At 33.6% G+C, this 17406-nt stretch carries 15 protein-coding genes; 4 read left to right on the plus strand and 11 right to left on the minus strand.

Annotation, left to right across the window (positions count from 1 at the left end; all coding sequences use genetic code 11):
• Window positions 1–277: 277 nt before the first annotated feature.
• From A9G11_RS10915 to A9G11_RS10935, 5 genes are all read right to left on the minus strand, one after another.
• Window positions 278–1108 (minus strand): enhanced serine sensitivity protein SseB, encoded by an 831-nt coding sequence (locus A9G11_RS10915; protein WP_065619647.1) that lies wholly within the window; start codon window positions 1106–1108, stop codon window positions 278–280.
• A 474-nt stretch (window positions 1109–1582) separates the two neighbouring features.
• Window positions 1583–2275, minus strand: a complete 693-nt coding sequence (locus A9G11_RS10920; RefSeq protein WP_065619648.1) for an L-ribulose-5-phosphate 4-epimerase — start codon at window positions 2273–2275, stop codon at window positions 1583–1585.
• Window positions 2276–2363: 88 nt separating this feature from the next.
• Window positions 2364–3761, minus strand: a complete 1398-nt coding sequence (locus A9G11_RS10925) for a sugar porter family MFS transporter (protein ID WP_255308543.1) — start codon at window positions 3759–3761, stop codon at window positions 2364–2366.
• Window positions 3762–3862: 101 nt separating this feature from the next.
• A complete protein-coding gene (araA, locus tag A9G11_RS10930; RefSeq protein ID WP_065619650.1) occupies window positions 3863–5371 on the minus strand; it encodes an L-arabinose isomerase in 1509 nt (502 codons plus the stop codon).
• Between the two features lie 41 nt (window positions 5372–5412).
• A complete protein-coding gene (locus A9G11_RS10935; RefSeq protein ID WP_065619651.1) occupies window positions 5413–7074 on the minus strand; it encodes a ribulokinase in 1662 nt (553 codons plus the stop codon).
• Between the two features lie 206 nt (window positions 7075–7280).
• Between A9G11_RS10935 and araC the strand changes: the two genes are divergently transcribed.
• Window positions 7281–8207: an arabinose operon transcriptional regulator AraC gene (gene araC, locus A9G11_RS10940; protein WP_065619652.1), complete on the plus strand. Its 927-nt coding sequence runs from the start codon at window positions 7281–7283 to the stop codon at window positions 8205–8207.
• A 156-nt stretch (window positions 8208–8363) separates the two neighbouring features.
• Here the strand turns inward: araC and A9G11_RS10945 are convergent, their stop codons facing one another.
• Window positions 8364–9128, minus strand: coding sequence for an IclR family transcriptional regulator (locus A9G11_RS10945; protein WP_065619653.1), 765 nt, complete (start codon window positions 9126–9128; stop codon window positions 8364–8366).
• A 277-nt stretch (window positions 9129–9405) separates the two neighbouring features.
• Here A9G11_RS10945 and A9G11_RS10950 point away from each other — a divergent pair, with 277 nt between their 5' ends.
• Entirely contained in the window at window positions 9406–10677 is a 1272-nt protein-coding gene (locus A9G11_RS10950; RefSeq protein ID WP_065619654.1) for an MFS transporter, read from the plus strand.
• Window positions 10678–10692: 15 nt separating this feature from the next.
• Complete coding sequence (locus A9G11_RS10955; RefSeq protein ID WP_065619655.1) at window positions 10693–11982, plus strand: BNR repeat-containing protein; 1290 nt, start codon at window positions 10693–10695, stop codon at window positions 11980–11982.
• A 268-nt stretch (window positions 11983–12250) separates the two neighbouring features.
• Here A9G11_RS10955 and A9G11_RS10960 read toward each other — a convergent pair whose 3' ends face one another.
• The 3 genes from A9G11_RS10960 to A9G11_RS10970 all read right to left on the minus strand — a co-directional run bounded on the left by A9G11_RS10960 (window position 12251) and on the right by A9G11_RS10970 (window position 13293).
• Entirely contained in the window at window positions 12251–12463 is a 213-nt protein-coding gene (locus A9G11_RS10960; RefSeq protein ID WP_065619656.1) for a hypothetical protein, read from the minus strand.
• Window positions 12464–12504: 41 nt separating this feature from the next.
• On the minus strand, window positions 12505–12720 hold the full coding sequence (locus A9G11_RS10965) for a DUF7336 domain-containing protein (protein ID WP_065619657.1): 216 nt from the start codon (window positions 12718–12720) through the stop codon (window positions 12505–12507).
• 99 nt (window positions 12721–12819) lie between these two features.
• Window positions 12820–13293: a hypothetical protein gene (locus A9G11_RS10970; RefSeq protein ID WP_065619658.1), complete on the minus strand. Its 474-nt coding sequence runs from the start codon at window positions 13291–13293 to the stop codon at window positions 12820–12822.
• Between the two features lie 182 nt (window positions 13294–13475).
• On the opposite strand from A9G11_RS10970, the gene A9G11_RS10975 reads away from it, so the two are divergent.
• Window positions 13476–14483 carry a LacI family DNA-binding transcriptional regulator gene (locus tag A9G11_RS10975; RefSeq protein WP_065619659.1) on the plus strand — a complete coding sequence of 336 codons (1008 nt, stop codon included), beginning with the start codon at window positions 13476–13478 and terminating at the stop codon, window positions 14481–14483.
• Between the two features lie 86 nt (window positions 14484–14569).
• On the opposite strand, the gene A9G11_RS10980 is transcribed toward A9G11_RS10975, so the two are convergent.
• Both A9G11_RS10980 and A9G11_RS10985 read right to left on the minus strand, forming a co-directional pair.
• Window positions 14570–15799, minus strand: a complete 1230-nt coding sequence (locus tag A9G11_RS10980) for an oligosaccharide MFS transporter (RefSeq protein WP_065619660.1) — start codon at window positions 15797–15799, stop codon at window positions 14570–14572.
• Between the two features lie 41 nt (window positions 15800–15840).
• Window positions 15841–17322 (minus strand): glycoside hydrolase family 32 protein, encoded by a 1482-nt coding sequence (locus A9G11_RS10985; protein WP_065619661.1) that lies wholly within the window; start codon window positions 17320–17322, stop codon window positions 15841–15843.
• Window positions 17323–17406 lie beyond the last annotated feature (84 nt).

Here is a 17406-nt window from a genome sequence, read left to right on the forward strand (position 1 = left end):
TTAAGATCTTTCCAAAATTATCACACTTACCATACATATCTTTACTGTCGTTGTTTTTATTTAACTTTAGATGAGCATATTAAAGTGACGCTGTTTAGTAAAACAGCATAAATCGTTTTTTATAGCGTAACACGATTTGCCATATTTATATATTTACATATTTTGGATTTAAATACAGATAGTTAAGTAATTAAACTATCTGTAATTGGTTATTGCCTGACTTAGTAAAAAAGTCGCAATAATCGATAAGTAAAATGGAGCAGGTCAAGTTACTCCATTATTTGCCAAATAATCGATTTAATATGCCTTTTTTCTTCTTGTAAAACGGTTTTTCATCTTTAATAGCTTGTTGCCCAAAGGAGGTATCTGCTGTAATAAAATCGACAAATTTATCTTGGACAAGATACGGTTTAATAACTTCTCCCAACTCATTAAATATCAATTTGGGATTGATGCCTTGATTTATATCTAGCACAATTAAAAAACTCTGTTGCTGATTTTGTATCATTAATCTTAAATAGGCACTGTTAACTTCAGATTTAGTTTGTAAATGTTGGCAAATTGCATTAACTAATTGTTGTGGGTATTCTGTTGGTGAACCAATAAGCACCTCTGTATCTTCAGTAATGGAAATTTCACTTTCTTTAATGGCTGACGGTGGAATATTACCAGATACGATAGCTTCTAATATGGTTCGATCAATTTGTATAATATTACCAAAAGGGTTAATAACAACACCATGACACTCTTTAGAATCCTTTAATAGGGATTGATAATCGACGATATTGACAACTAAAGTTTGTTGATCTTCGATGTTTTGCCATTTTCTCAATTCATCCCAATCAGTGAATGCAGGAAAAAACTGTTCATTTTTATTATTGTTAATCATAACAAATGAAAGCTGAGTTTCTTGAGTCAACGTCATCGTATTATCTTCATTTTTCTCTACATTATCAGGTATTACAATCATAATAGGAGCCAATAACTTAGCATCCTTTATTTTGTTAAAAAGCAGTTTTTGTTTTTCTATTGAAGGCGCTGCATTAAATGCTTGTAAGGCTTCGATTAACTCAGGGTTGGTAACTGGCTCGTTAATATTAAAACTCATTACTATTTCCTTATAATTTAACTTATACTGTTATATTGGTGATGCAATAATCGAACATTTTTTTCATTATCTAATATAAGGTGACTTATTTAACCTTCTGTCAGATTCTGGGTATTGTGGATGATCAATGACGGGTTATTTTGTTGGTGAATTTTATAGTATATCAATTTCGCATACTTTTCTAGTTATGAATCGTCACTGATTTTTCTATATCTGATGCCATGACTGTTTGTTAATAAACCTTGTTACGCGTTAAAATGAGACTTTCCCTATTAATAAGTCAGTATGCATTATATCAATTCATACTAAAGAGGATATTATCCACCTTATAAAATAGCAAAGACGGGAGTATATTTGTCACTAATTTAAATTATCCGATTCATTAAAAGCAAAAATACCCTGTTGAAGTGTTTGGACGTAAATTAATTCCTCTTCTTCATCAGGGCTAGTTTGATGTTTTATTGTTATATTTATTTATACTTGTCCGTAATAGGCATCTTTACCATGTTTGCGAAAATAGTGTTTATCTAATAATTCAGATTGAATTTTAATGCCTACATTAAGATTACGGGTGGCTAATGCCATTGCTGCAACCTCTTCTAAGACAACGGCATTATGTACTGCATTATCAGCATTTTTTCCCCAAGCAAAAGGTCCATGTCCTGATACCAGTACACTTGGAATTGCCATAGCATCAATTGAACGTTTGTTAAACTCTTCAATAATCACCTTTCCGGTATTTCGTTCATAATGTGTTGCTATTTCTTCAGGAGTTAACGTTCGCGTGCAAGGGATATCACCATAAAAATAATCAGCATGTGTGGTACCTAAAGCGGGAATATCCAATCCTGCTTGAGACCAAATGGTAGCGTTACGCGAATGAGTGTGAATAACTCCACCAATTTGATCAAATGCTTTATAAAGTTCCAGATGTGTTTCGGTATCACTTGAAGGATTAAGTCGACCTTCTACTTTTTTTCCATCAAGATCAACAATCACAATATCATCAACCGTGAGCTTATCATAAGCTACGCCAGAAGGTTTAATTGCAATAACCCCTTTTTTTCTATCTATTTCAGATACATTCCCCCACGTAAACGTCACCAGTTGGTAATATGGCAGTAATAAGTTTGCGGTTAATACGCGTTCTTTTAATGATGTATACATGCAAAGCATCCTATTTAGTAATCCAAATCAATCAGATGATAAGAAAGGACGTGTTAATATCAATTGCCCTTTCTTTATCATCTTTCCTTTACTGATCGCTACCGATATGTCGTAGTTTTTTACCTAACATCAGATTTTTTTCGATATGTTCTAGTGAAATATTTTTTGTTTCAGGAACAAATAGAATCACAATGAAAATGAATAAAATATTCAAGCCGGTATATAACCAAAATGTTTGAGCAACACCGATGTGATTTAATAATGTGAGGAAAGTTGCTCCAATAATCATATTCGATATCCAGTTGGTTGCGGTTGAACAAGTCACACCAAAATCACGGCTTTTAAGTGGTTGAATTTCAGAACACAAGATCCATACAACTGGAGCTGCACTCATTGCATAACCACCAATACACATAATTGCCATACCTACTGCTGCATAAGATGTTACTGATGAGGTATTACCATTTTCAATAAGAAGTAAACAAATACCCAAAATCATTGTACCTAATGCCATAATGCCGAATCCTACTTTTAGGATTGGTTTTCTTCCCAATTTGTCAACAGTGAAGATCGCAATAAATGTAGCTAAAACAAAGGTAAGTCCAACAATTATTGTTGCTATCATTTGTTGTTCAGTTGTTGCAAATCCAGCAAGGCTAAAAATTTTAGGTGCGTAGTACATAATGATGTTCATACCAGTAAACTGTTGCATCGCTTGTAATGCCATACCAAGATAAACTGTACGACGTACATTTTTATTGACCTTAAATAGTGTCCACCCTTCTTGCTTTTGTTTTAAACTCTCTTTGATATCATTAAATTCTTGTTTGACTTTCTCTGGATCATTTCGTATCAAATTTAAAACCTGTTCGCTTTCATTCAATCGACCTTTAGAGGCGAGCCATCTTGGACTATTAGGCAAAAAGATAACAACAATAAATAAGATAATAGCTGGTACTGAGATGACACCAAGCATCATTCGCCAATTACCGGTAAAACTAAAATAAGTATCAGATAAAAATGCCAATAAAATACCAATTGTTACTAATAATTGATACGCAGCTATCATTTTTCCTCTAATGTTTTCTGGTGCCATTTCAGAAAGATACAATGGCGCGGTATAAGAAGCGATCCCAACAGAAAATCCTAAAATAAGTCGCCAAACAAGTAGCACTTCTACATTCGGCGCTAAGGCAGATCCAAAGCAACTTACAATAAAAAATAATGCACCTGCTAATAAACTATATTTTCTCCCTAAATAAAATGATAACCAACCATTTGATAAAGCACCTAAAGCAGCACCTAACATCATGGAACTTACTACCCATTCTTGAAGTTGAGTGGTGAGTTCAAATTGGATAGTGATAAAAGGTAAAGCTCCTGCAATTACACCAATATCCAAACCAAACAGTAATCCGGCCATGGCAGCCGAAAAACCGATTAAGAATGTCATTTTTTGGGCTGTTCCATTTGTCGTTTTATTCATCGTAGTAGGCGTATCCATATCCATCTATTTACTCCTTTTATTATGTATGGTTGAGAACAATTGGAGACAATATCTCCAATTATCTAATTAAAATAATGTCGTTAAGCATAAGGATTACAATACGCAATCTCATTCCAGCGTAACTCATTTCTGAAGTCGCTGATTTTGGTATCTTCATCTATAACCAGTAATTCAATATTGTGAAGCTGTGCATAGAGTCTAAAATAATCCATTGAAAGAGCTTGAGTATAAACAGAGTGATGAGCCGCTCCAGCTAAGATCCATGCTTCAGCAGAAACATCCAACGACGGTTTTGCTTTCCAAACAGCACAAGCAACCGGTAATTTAGGTAGTGGATGAGGTTGTTTGATTGTTTCTAACTCATTTGCTACCAATCTGAAACGATTGCCAATATCAATCAAACTCGCATTAATTGCATTACCCGGTTTGGAAGAAAAAATAAGACGAGCAGGATCAGCTTTATTACCAATACCTAACGGTTGAATATCTAGTAATGGTTTTACGCCGTCATCGACAATACTTGGGCAGACCTCTAACATATGTGAACCAATAACAAGTTCATTGCCTTTGGTGAAATCATATGTGTAATCTTCCATAAATGCAGTACCACCCGGCAAGCCTTTTGCCATTACTTTCATTGTTCGAAGGAGTGCTGCTGTTTTCCAATCACCTTCACCAGCAAAACCATATCCTTTTGCCATTAATCGTTGAACGGCAAGTCCTGGTAATTGTGCCATACCATGTAGATCTTCAAACGTTGTTGTAAATCCTGAAAAACCACCTTGTTCAAGGAATCGTTGTATACCTAATTCAATTCTTGCCGCATCGATTAAATTTTGTCTTTTTTCTCCATTAATTTGAGCAACCGGACTAATTTGATATAGTGTTTCATATTCATCAATCAACTGAGCCACATCGCCGTCATTAACAGAATTAATTACAGAGACTAAATCGCCAACCGCATGAGTATTTACTGCATAACCAAATTTAACTTGTGCTGAGACTTTATTCCCTTCTGTTACCGCAACTTCTCGCATGTTGTCGCCAAATCGAACCAGTTTCATGGTTTTTTCTGAATTAATCGCAACACAAACCCTCATCCATTTCGCAATTTTTTCATGTACTTCTTTATCTCGCCAATAACCGGTTACAACAGAATGAGGAAGACGCATGCGTGAACCGATAAAACCAAATTCGCGACCACCATGTGCAGTTTGGTTCAGATTCATAAAATCCATGTCCATAGAATCCCAAGGAACAAGCTCATTAAATTGCGTGTGAAGTTGTAGTAACGGTTTTTGTAAATGGGTCAATCCATTGATCCACATTTTTGCTGGAGAAAACGTATGCAACCATGTAATTAAACCAACACATTTTTGAGAATAGTTAACTTCTTGGCATAATGTATAAATATCATCTGGTCTGGTTGCTAGGGGTTTAAGAACAATTTTAATCGGCAAATTTGCTTCTTTATTAAAATAGTCTGTGACAAATTGGATATTTTTTTTAATTTGTTCAAGTGCCTCTGGTCCGTAAAGATGTTGACTACCGGCAACAAACCAAATTTCAGCTTCTTCATAAACAAACATAGTGATCTCCTTCAAGATTTTTCATAAATTGGATATAACAACTAAACGTAATAGTTAGGTTCGCAAGATGCTGACCAGACTAAATATTTTTCATACAGTTCTTGATATTTTTCTACTCGCTCAGCATTTGGAATAAATGAGGTTTCGATCTTACTAGCCATCACTTTTTGTGCGGCCGGAATATCCGAGTAAAGATTGGCAGAAACAGCTGCAAATATCGCTGCGCCCAATGCACAACACTGTTCAGAATTGACAACTTTTAATGGACGATTCATGACATCTGCACATGCTTGCATGATGACCGGCGATTTTTTCGCGATCCCACCTAATGCCACAATGTTATTGACGGGAACATCCTGTTCAATAAAACACTCCATAATGGCTCTTGCTCCAAATGCTGTAGCTAAAATCAAACCACCAAATAGAGTTAATGCATCGGTTGAAATGGTTAAGTTAGTGATAACACCTTTGATTCGTTGATTCGCAAATGGCGTTCGGCGTCCATTAAACCAATCAAGTATGACGGGGATATTGTCTAAATTCGGATTTTCAGACCACTGCACCGCAAGATCATGCAATAGCTTATGTTTTAATTGTTCAACGTTAGATTGCAACTCAGGCGATTGTTTAACAAGTTGCTCTAGTGGCCAACATAAGAGTTTTTGATACCATGCGTAAATATCACCAAAAGCCGATTGCCCTGCTTCAAGTCCGATATAATTAGGCATCACACTACCATCAACTTGCCCACAAATCCCCTTAACAGAACGATTTTGAATGACTTCTTGTTCCGCTAATAAAATATCGCATGTCGATGTACCTATCACTTTCACTAAGGTATAAGGCTCAGCTCCAGCACCAACAGCACCCATGTGGCAGTCAAATGCACCGCCAGCAATCACAACCGATGCAGGTAGACCTAATTTTTCAGCCCATTGTGGTGTAATAATCCCTACTTTATTATCTGCAGTATAAGTTTCTTTAAATAGTGGATATGGCAATGCTTCAACTAATGACCTATCGAGTTTTTCAAAAAACTCATAAGGTGGTAATCCCTCCCACTCTTCGCTCCAAAGACATTTATGTCCAGCTGCACATCGTCCACGTTTTATTTTATCCGGTGCTGTTGTGCCTGAGAGTAAAGCCGGTATCCAATCACACAGTTCGATCCATGATGCAGATGCTTGTTTTACTGCGTTGTCTTGGCGGAAAATATGCATGATTTTCGCCCAAAACCATTCTGAAGAATACACGCCACCACAATACTCTAAGTATTTTGAATAAGGTCGAATTGAACATAAGCGATTGATTTCTTCTGCTTCATCCACTGATGTGTGATCTTTCCATAAAATAAACATCGCATTAGGATTATCCATAAACTCTGGTTTTAGGGCTAGAACATCACCATTTTCATCAATTGGTGCAGGTGTAGATCCGGTTGAATCAACACCGATAGCCACGACATTTTTAGCATAAGAATTCAATTGTTTGACAACAGATTGAATGGATTGGGTCATTGCCTCGATATAATCAAGTGGATGATGTCTAAATTGATTCTTTTTAGGATCACAAAACTGCCCTTTTGACCAGCGTGAATAATAGACAACTTCAGTCGCTAATTCCTGACCATTTTGACAATCAACTGCTAATGCCCTGACAGAATCGCTACCAAAATCTAATCCAATCGTTATTTTTTCATTCATTAAATAGCACCTCAAAGACTTATTAAATTGAACTTTAACGGCAGGATAATTAATTTCACTTGAAACAAGTAGGTTCTTTGTTGCTATTAATATAGACGATTCTGTCTAGGTCATTTATTTTGTGATAAAGATCTCACAATTAGGGCTACTCAAAAAAATTTTTTATGTAAAAATAAAAAAAATCTCAAAAAATTAGAAGATAACAGATGAATAATGTTCAACAAAATGATCCTTTACTACCGGGCTATTCATTTAATGTCCATCTTGTATCTGGATTAACACCCATTGAGAAATCAGGTAAATTTGATTTTTTTATTGATCGTCCGAAAGGATTAAACGGCTATATTATTAATCTCACCTATGCCGGACAAGGTACTATTTACCGTAATGATGAGTCGTTTAATTGTTATCCGGGCGATTTTGTTCTTTTTCCACCCAAAGAACCGCACCTTTATGGACGCAAAGAAGATGAAAGTAATTGGTTTCATTTTTGGATCTATTTCAGACCAAAATCTACCTGGAAATATTTATTATCTTGGGAAAACCGGATTGAAAAAACCGGCTTTTATCGTCCCAACACCAAAGTAAAAGAGGAGTTAGAACAACTGTTTATCAAAATCGTAGAGGTGGGACAATCGACTACTATCTATTCTGAAAACTTAGCCATGAGTATGTTAGAGCAATTTTTAATTCGTCGTGCGCAAGAAACCTCTAATACTCATCCTCCCAATATTGATACGCGGGTGTTACAAGTTTGTAATTATTTGATTGATACACTAGATGAACACGAGTTTATGTTAGATACTGTTGCGCAGAAAGTCTGCTTATCAACATCGAGAATTGCACATATTTTTAAAGATCAAATGGGGATGTCGATCGGTGAGTGGCGACAAGAACAGCGGGTTAGTCGAGCAAAGATTTTATTACAAACAACAAATATGAGCATTGCCGATATTGGGCGTTCGATAGGATTTGAAGATCAACTCTATTTTTCTCGTATTTTCAAAAAAAGGATTGGATTAAGTCCGCAAAAATATCGTTATAGTACGCAAGAACAACATGAAAGGAAGATTCAAAATGTGAATTCACTCTACTTTTTTGATAAACAAAATAATACTAATAGTTTAACTTAATACCTAACCACACTGTTTTTTGTGCTACATCGAACGTGTTTTGGTAAAAGCGTTAAATTAGGTCAAATTGGGTAATAGTAGCTGTAATTCTCACTGCAGGATGTGTTTGTGACCAATATTACCCTATTATGTTTTTGCTATGATATTAACGTGTGGTTATTCGAGTAAATTAGATATTTTTCTGGCTGTATTTAATAACTCCTGCAAGTAAATATTTTTGTTATTTTCACTAAAATTAGAAGCTAAACCAGTTACGCCGATAGCACAAATTAATTCATTGTTATAATTGAAAATAGGAACAGCTAAACATCGAAGTTCATTGAGATCTTCGCCATTATCATAAGCCCATTGCTGTTGTTTTACTTTGGCTAATTCTTCTTTTAAATCTTCTTTATTGGTAATGGTATTCTCTGTTTTCTTTATAAATTCAATATTCTCTATTATCTTGTTCATAATATCTTCGGGTTGCCAAGCTAATAAAATTTTACCTAATGCAGTATTATAAAAATTTAGGCGTTTACCTTCCCATGAACAAGAAATTGTGGCTCGATTAATTTCAGGCGATTCTATTTTTGTTAAATAAAAAGCTTCATTATTTTCTAATATCGCTTGTTGTACAGTCATTTGCGTTTTTTTGGCCAATTCAACAAGGAAAGGTTTTGTTTCAGTTCTGATATCAAAACTTCCAGCAGCAAGTCCACCTAATTCAAGTAATTTAACGCCTAGTACATATTTGCCGTCAATGCGTTTTCTTATTAAATTTTCCTGCGATAAGATTTCTAATAATGTATATACAGTTGTCTTAGGTATATTAGATAAGTTAATAATTTCAGAAGGATTTAATTCCCGCTTTTTACCGATCAAATCCATAATCATTATTAATCTAGTTGCTGTCGGTGATTTGCTCATATTCGATTGCATAAGTCCTCTTCTTTTTTTTATATAGATATCTACCGAAACTTTAATTTACGTAATGCTAACAAATTTATTTATATAAGAGTAGTCATTATAAATATTTTAATTCCCAAATACAGGAATTAAATTCAATATTCAGGAATATTGTGATTTAGTTCACGTTTTATAAAGTAATTCATAGAATAAAAAAATAAAAAAGTTAAGATTAAATTCTGTATTAGGGATTTAATTCCCGTACACAGGAAATAAAACAATCGGAAAAATATTTATAAGGTAAGTTAACATGAATATATCTATAAAAAATCAAGTTAATGAGAATAAATTATTGTTAGCTAATTTAGCATTATTATTAATTCTAGGTGGGGTCCTATTTTTCTTCTCATTTGACCGTCAAATCGTCTCAATATTGAAAACGACACTCATGCAAGAATTAGGCGTGAGTAATCAAAATTATTCAATTCTTATCACTGCATTTATGGTTCCATATACATTTATGTACTTTGTAAGTGGTATTATTGTAGATAAATATGGCAGTCGTTATGTTCTTACAGCTTCTGTTATATTTATGAGTATTGCAACTTTAACTACTGGTCTATCACATTCAATGACAGGTCTGGTAATTGGTCGTATTATTCTCGGTTTAGCAGAGTCATGTATTGTTCCAGCATTAACATTAGCTATTTTCACATGGTTTAAGCCTCATCAAAGGGCTTCGGCATATCAAACAACTAATTTGATTCAATCATTTGGTCTTATATTAGCTCCGCCATTTGTTGCATGGATGACGGTAATGGCATCTTGGCGTATAGCCTTCTTTGTTCCTGCCATCATTGGTTGTTTTATTGCCTTACTTTGGTTTATAAAAAGTAAAAAAGCGCCTAATGATGTTAATGAATCTGACGATAACAATAATCAACTTGTAGAAGAACAACATTCTGTTCTGGAACGTTATAAAGCGGTTTTAACTTCAAAACCTATTTGGGTTCTCATTATAGCAAGATTATTGACTGATCCATTTTGGTTCTTTTATCAATATTGGCAAGTTGGCTTTATGCAAGAGAGTTTAGGGTTAAGTTTACCTGAAGTTGGTAAGTTATTATGGTTCCCGCCTTTGATTGCGGTGATCGGCGTTTTTATTATGTGTTACTTCTCTGATAAACTTGTATCAAAAGGATTAGATGCCACTAAAGCTAGATTGGTCATAATTTGTAGTTGTACCGTTCTATCAGTATTTACATTTATTCTCCCTTCGGTAAGTAATCCGTATATTGCTGTGGCCATTATGACTTCAATCAATTTTATGTGTTCAACATGGCTAACTATGGCAAGCATTATGATGGGAGGCATCGCTCATAAATATGTGATAGCAACGGCTATCGGTTTGATGAGTGCGCTCGGAGGCGTATCTTCAATTATTTTCAATGGTTTTGTCGGCTCAATTATTGATTCTTTTGGCTATTCAGTCCCTATTTATTTTGGTGCTGCATTACATCCAATTGGCGCAATTGTTCTAGCCTGTTTCTTCTTCCGTAAGAAAAATTATACCCTAAATTAGTATTAAGGATAAAAAATGACTTCAACTAAAATAAGCTCGATAGCAAAAGCATGTTCGGATCTCAATGTTTTAAATTGTCTCTTAACATATAAACAACATCAATTTGTTGTCTTTTACGATGAAAATCATCGAATCACGGTAGGATCAAGAAAATTAGATAGTGATAACTGGCATTTTGTTCAACCTAGTGGCTTTTTTATTCCTGAACGCAACCGATATTCTAATGTAACGGAATTTGATTCACATAACTATTTAACGATGGCAGTTGATAAAGACGGCTATATTCATATTTCAGGAAATATGCACGTAGATCCACTTATTTACTATCGTTCTGAATATCCATTAGATATTGACTCATTATGTGCTGTGCGACATATGACCAATGAGCGCGAAAATAGGGTGACTTATCCTTTATTTTTTAAAGATCATGCTGGTAATTTATTGTTTAGATACAGGGACGGTATGAGTGGCAATGGAGATGACTTATATAACATCTATGACTGTCAAACTAAAACTTGGTCTCGATTGTTAGATTCACCTCTCTTAAATGGTGAAGGAGAACGTAATGGTTATGCCCGATTACCTATCTCTGGTCCAGATGGTTACTGGCATATGCTCTGGATGTGGCGAGAAACACCAAATTGTGAAACGAACAATAATTTATCTTATGCAAAAAGTAAGGATCTTATCCATTGGGAAAAAGCAAATGGTGAACCAATAGCTTTACCAATTGATATTAAACGAGGCGACATCATTGATCCATCACCCGTAAAAGGCGGATTAATTAATATGTCACAAGAGTTAGGTTTTGATAATAAAGGTAGAGTTGTCATTACTTATCATCGTTATGATGAAAAAGGTAATTCACAAGCTTATATTGCACAATTCAAACATGATAGTTGGATAATAAAACAATTAAGTAATTGGAATTTTAGGTGGGATTTTAAAGGTCCGGGTTCTATTCCTGCTGATATAATTATTTCTGCGGTAAAAGCTATTGATAACAATAGATTAGAAGTTGAATATCACAGCTCATGGTGTGAATCGGGGGTATGGGTCATTGATGAAGATTCATTAGAAGTCATTGAACAGAAAAAATATATTCCACAGTTATCTGAGGCTAACTATAAATCTAATCAGCCAATTCATGCAAATACGGTTGTTCATGTTATTCCTTCGATTAATGAAAGTTTGAAACCGATTAATAAATATTATCTAAGGTGGGAAACATTAGAAATATTTAGAGACGTTCCTCACGATGAACATGTAGAACCAACCACACTGGAACTTATAGAGATTATTTAATTGTGAATAATCAAAGGATACTAAAATTGATCTTATCTTAAGTTTTGTTTTTTAATCATAACCGGTGACAGTCAATTCTGTCACCCGATCCTTTAAAAAATTGCCTCAGGATTCTATTTTTGTTCTAAATCAGTGTATTTTTTTGGTTATCTGTTGCATCACTAACAATATCTGTTTTCATAAGATCAATCAAAAAATTAATAAGAAATTATATAATCTGTAAATAACTGTCTATTTCATTAATATAAATCACTTTTTTTCAAAAAAACTAGTCAGTAAATCCATCTTCCCAATAATCTTTGTCAATAATATATTCGTCAATAAAGAATCCATTTGGGTGATCAATAAAACCAGGTTGGTCTTTGACTCTATTTTTAGCCGCTTCCGCTAATTCATAACTCGTATAAGTACCAATTGCTTTTGTATCTTCATCTGCGGCACCTTTATCTCGAATATGATATAAATAATAGACTTTTTGCATAATTACCTCATTAATGTAAAAATTATTACTCCACTAAATATTTACAACCTGACAAAACCTTCACACCAACCATCGCGATTTAATACACTATCAAAAATCTGAAAATCATCAGGAAAATCAATAAATCCTGGTTTGTTTTTTAGCCTTTTTATCGCTAATTTAGCTTGTTTATAGCTACTGTAAATCCCGATTATTTTAACATCTTCATCATCGGTATCTTCATAACGAATATGATATAAAAAATAGACTTTTTGCATATTAAACTCCTTATATATTATTTAGGTATCATAAATGCGTTATTATTTTATTCTCCTCAAGTCACCATGAAAATTTTATTATTTCTATTTTTAACTAACTTAACAGATGACTTCATATAGTGTATCAGGTGGAGCTTGATATGTTTCAAAATCAGCATAAATAACTTCTCGCATCTCAGCATATTTTATTTTTTTGATGTTTTCTATTTCACAACTGTCAGTTAATGTAATAACTAGCTTTGATACATTTGTAATATTAATTATTTCTGACATAACATCAAAAAGGATATTAAGTCGATCCTTAGCCATTATTGGAAAACCTATATCTGATTCTGGCGCATAATTTATGTAATCAATTAAAAAACTAGCATTATAATATTCATTATCATCACCAATGATAAAAATAAATTTATTCTCTTTACTTTTGGGTAACATTGAATCAGGGAAATTATATAACTCATTAATTTCAATCTTCTTTATTCCAATATTATATTTTTGTTCTATAAAAGAGATCAAAGGAGTTAAATTTTTTTCACCTGAATAATTAATATAACCCCTTACATCATTTGACATATTAATATTTCACTCCTCAATTCATTTTAATGATCTTCAATTTATAATTGATTGGTTATTTTATTTCATCACTCTTGTTATCACTTATTAAAAATATACCTAATTTGTTATTATTAAATATTAAACACAAGTTTATATTTTATTTTATAATTAGATAAATGGTTTTTTCCAAAGGTAAAAAAATGGCTTCTTTAAAAGATGTTGCTAAGTTAGCTAATGTATCTTTAATGACAGTTTCAAGAGCTATAAATGAATCTCACAAATTAAATAAAGAAACACTTCTTCGAGTTAGAACAGCAATTGAACAACTTAATTATGTTCCTCATGTTTCCGCTAAGATTATGCGAAACGATGACAAGTCACCTTCAACTATTGGCGTATTAGCGCTAGAAACAGCAACAACACCCTTCTCTGTTGAAATATTGCAAGCAATCGAAAAAACGGCACAATCACACAATTGGATCACTTTCACAATTAATCTTTTTAATACGACAAATATTGATAATGCGGTTAATACTTTATTGTCTTTTCGACCAAAAGGGATTATTTATACTTCTATGGGATTTCGTAAAATTGATATCCCCAATAAATTATTACATCAACCATTAATTCTAGCTAATTGCATCAGTGATATTCCAGATATTGCTACTTATATTCCCGATGATTTTGAGGGGCAATATCAAGCAATGAAAAAAGTGATTGCAAAAGGATATAAAAAACCATTGTGTATCTATTTATCTAAAGCATCAATTGCTGGATCTATTAGAAAAAGTGCGGTAGAAAAAGCATGGATCGAGGCAGGGAATAATATTGACGAACTCAAGTCTTATCATCTTACCCGCGATAGAGAGGATGACGCCGAACTAAATTATATGAATGTAATAAAAATTATAAATAATCATATTAAAGATACTCCTGATTTTGATGTCGTTATTTGTGGTAACGATCGTGTCGCTTTTGTTGTTTATCAAGAACTATTATCCAGAGGTTTTAAAATTCCGGATGATATTGGCGTTTTAGGTTATGACAATATGGCCGGTGTGGGTGATATTTTTTCTCCAGCTTTAACAACCGTACAACTACCTCATTATGAAATAGGTGAATTAGCAGCATTACATCTTATTAATAATTTACAAACAAAAAGTGTCATGAAAATTGCATCCCCCCTTCTGGAACGCTCCTCTCTTTAACTCACTTTTTATTTAGAAAGCTAAAATAAAATCAATTCTGTTGCAAACTGCAACAGAATTATTGTTATATTGATTTGTTCAATATCTTAAGCTGAAGCTGTTGTTACTATTTTTTTATTACTCAAAGTAAATACAGAAACGACTATTATTGTAGTTACAATAGCAGCTAAAATATAAAATGTTGAGTGATAGCCAAACATATCAAACAACTTTCCAACAGGTGATGACAAAATAATTACACCGACTGAACTTGAAATTTTAAAACCTATTAAAAAAATGGTTGATGATAAGCGTGAGTCAAAATTAGCGACAATATATTTAAAAATAGAAACCATAAATAAAGGAACTTCGGCTGCATGCAATAATTTAATAAAAGAGATTAAATAAACGTCCGTGAAGACAGCTGAACCAAGCATTCTTGTTGCCATGATTGCCGCGGCAGATAATAAAGCCGTTTTTGCTCCAATACGATTAATTAAAAACGGTGCAACACACATCCCCGCTGCTTCTAAAAATACCTGAAAGGAATTTAGATACCCATAAACTTTATATCCATCATTTATATCAGCAAAATGCTGAGTATAAAACACCGGGAATAACTGTTGATCATAGACATTATAAAAGCTCATTGTTCCAATAATAAATAAAACAAAACACCAAAATTGTGTGGTTTTAAAAACCGCTAAAATGTCATTCATTTTAATGCTTTTAACTTGACTACGCTCTTCTTCATCAATGTTTATCTTATAAAAGATATTAATCATAATGAATAATATTCCCATGATAGAGACAAACCAAAAATTAATATGTGGATTTATACTAAAACAAATGCCACCCACTAGTGCGCCAACTGCATACCCAAATGATCCCCACATTCTTGCTGTTCCGTATTCAAAATTAAATTTTCGACTTAATTTTTCTACAAAACTTTCAGTCAATGCACAACCAGCAATAAAGCCAGCACCTAAGAATAAGCCGCCAATAACCACGCCTACTTTAAAACTGGATAACAATAAAGGTTCATAAGCATAAATAAGGAAAGGACCGGTTAGAAGAAGAACGAAACCTTGGAACCAAATAATAACTTTTCGAGTTCCAAGTTTATCTTGCATGATGCCATAACAAACCATATAAACCATAGAAATTAACTGGTTTGTTGAATAAAGCATTCCTAATTCAACACCAGATAATCCTAACTTGGTTTTTAACCAAATTGCATAAAAAGACCACCATAAAGACCAAGCGGCATAAAAGAAAAGTAAATAACTTGACGAAAATAGATAATTTTTATTAGTAAATTGTTGTGTTAGTTTCATAATAGATACCCTATTTCAACAAAAAGTAGCGATTGTAGTGACTAAAATGGCCAAGCTGACTTAAGTTGCCAGCAAGTAAATTCATCAAAACTAGCATGACCATTTTCGGCAAAAAAAGTTAAATATCTTTGTTCGCTATTTGGATAAAAACGACTACTGAAACTAAAATCGCCATTATTAACAAAAACTTCTATGGAAGAATGATCGACAAAGATATGCAATATTAACTTTTGATGTTCAGGTAATGGCATACTTCGTACTCCTTTTACCCCTTTACCAGAACCACTTCTATCTAAACATAATCTTTTTGATTGGTTATCTATATATAAAAGTAATCCCTCTTTCTTATCCGCAGAACGTGAAACAATCAAACCATAACGTTCAGCTCTATTTTTAGTTACATCCACTTCAAGTATTAGTTCACATTGATTCGTTTCAATACTTGTATCTAATTCTCGGCTATCAATAGAAATGTGTTGTATTGAAGTTGGTTTTTCCCGAAGACAAGCCAATTCTTTGATTGGATTGATCTTAACTTTACCTTGCGGAGTTAAAGTCATTTCTCTGGGTAGCGTAAAACAACCGGCCCAATGATCAGCTTTTTCTGGCATAGGACTGAGCCACATATCAAGCCAAGCCATTAATATTTTCCGGTTACCTGTTCCATAAAATGACTGAGATGCATAAAAGTCATGTCCAAAGTCCATCTCAACAAAATCCTGATCGATGATAAATTGAGTTTTTCCTTTGGCATCAGTTTGTTCATGTCCAACAATATAACCACTTTGATATTGATTATTGTAGCTAAAACCATCCGGCTCTATACCTTGAGGAGAAAAGACTAAAATAGATTTATTGCCGATCTTGATATAATCAGGACATTCCCACATATAACCTTGATTATTTTTTGCTTTTGCTAATACTTGTTCAAAAGTCCAATTGCGTAAATCCGGTGAACTGTATAAATAGACTTGACCGACATCATTTTTATCTCGAACCCCTATCACCATCTTCCATATATTATCTTCTTTCCAAACTTTAGGATCTCTAAAATGCATGATGCCTTCTGGTGGTGTTAGTACGACGCCATGTTTTTCAAAATTGATACCATCTTTACTCGTCGCCATACATTGAACTTGATAAATGACACGTTCATCAGCTGTTTCTTTTACAATATTATGTCCAGTATAAATGAGTGTTAAGACCCCATTATCATTAACTGCAGATCCTGAAAAACAGCCGTCTTTATCAAACTCATCTCCCGGACATAATGCAACGGGTTGATGAACCCAATGAATTAGATCTTTACTGATAGCATGCCCCCAATGCATCGGTCCTCGTTCTTCACTATAGGGATAATGTTGATAAAAAGCATGATAAACACCATTAATATAGATTAATCCGTTAGGATCATTGATCCACCCAGCAGGAGCGGCTAAATGGTATGCCGGGTAGTAACGATTTTTTATTTGTTTTGCCAGCGCATTCACGGCGAGAGTAGCTTGTTGATTGAGTGTTGTCATATTATTATTCCTTAATAAATTTAATAACAATAATCTTTGGTAATGGCTGTTACCAGTAACCAATTATTAATGTTAAGCTTAACA

Origin of the sequence: Gilliamella sp. wkB108 (assembly GCF_001690195.1) — a bacterium.
In the GTDB taxonomy this organism is placed as follows: Bacteria; Pseudomonadota; Gammaproteobacteria; order Enterobacterales; family Orbaceae; genus Gilliamella; species Gilliamella apicola_L.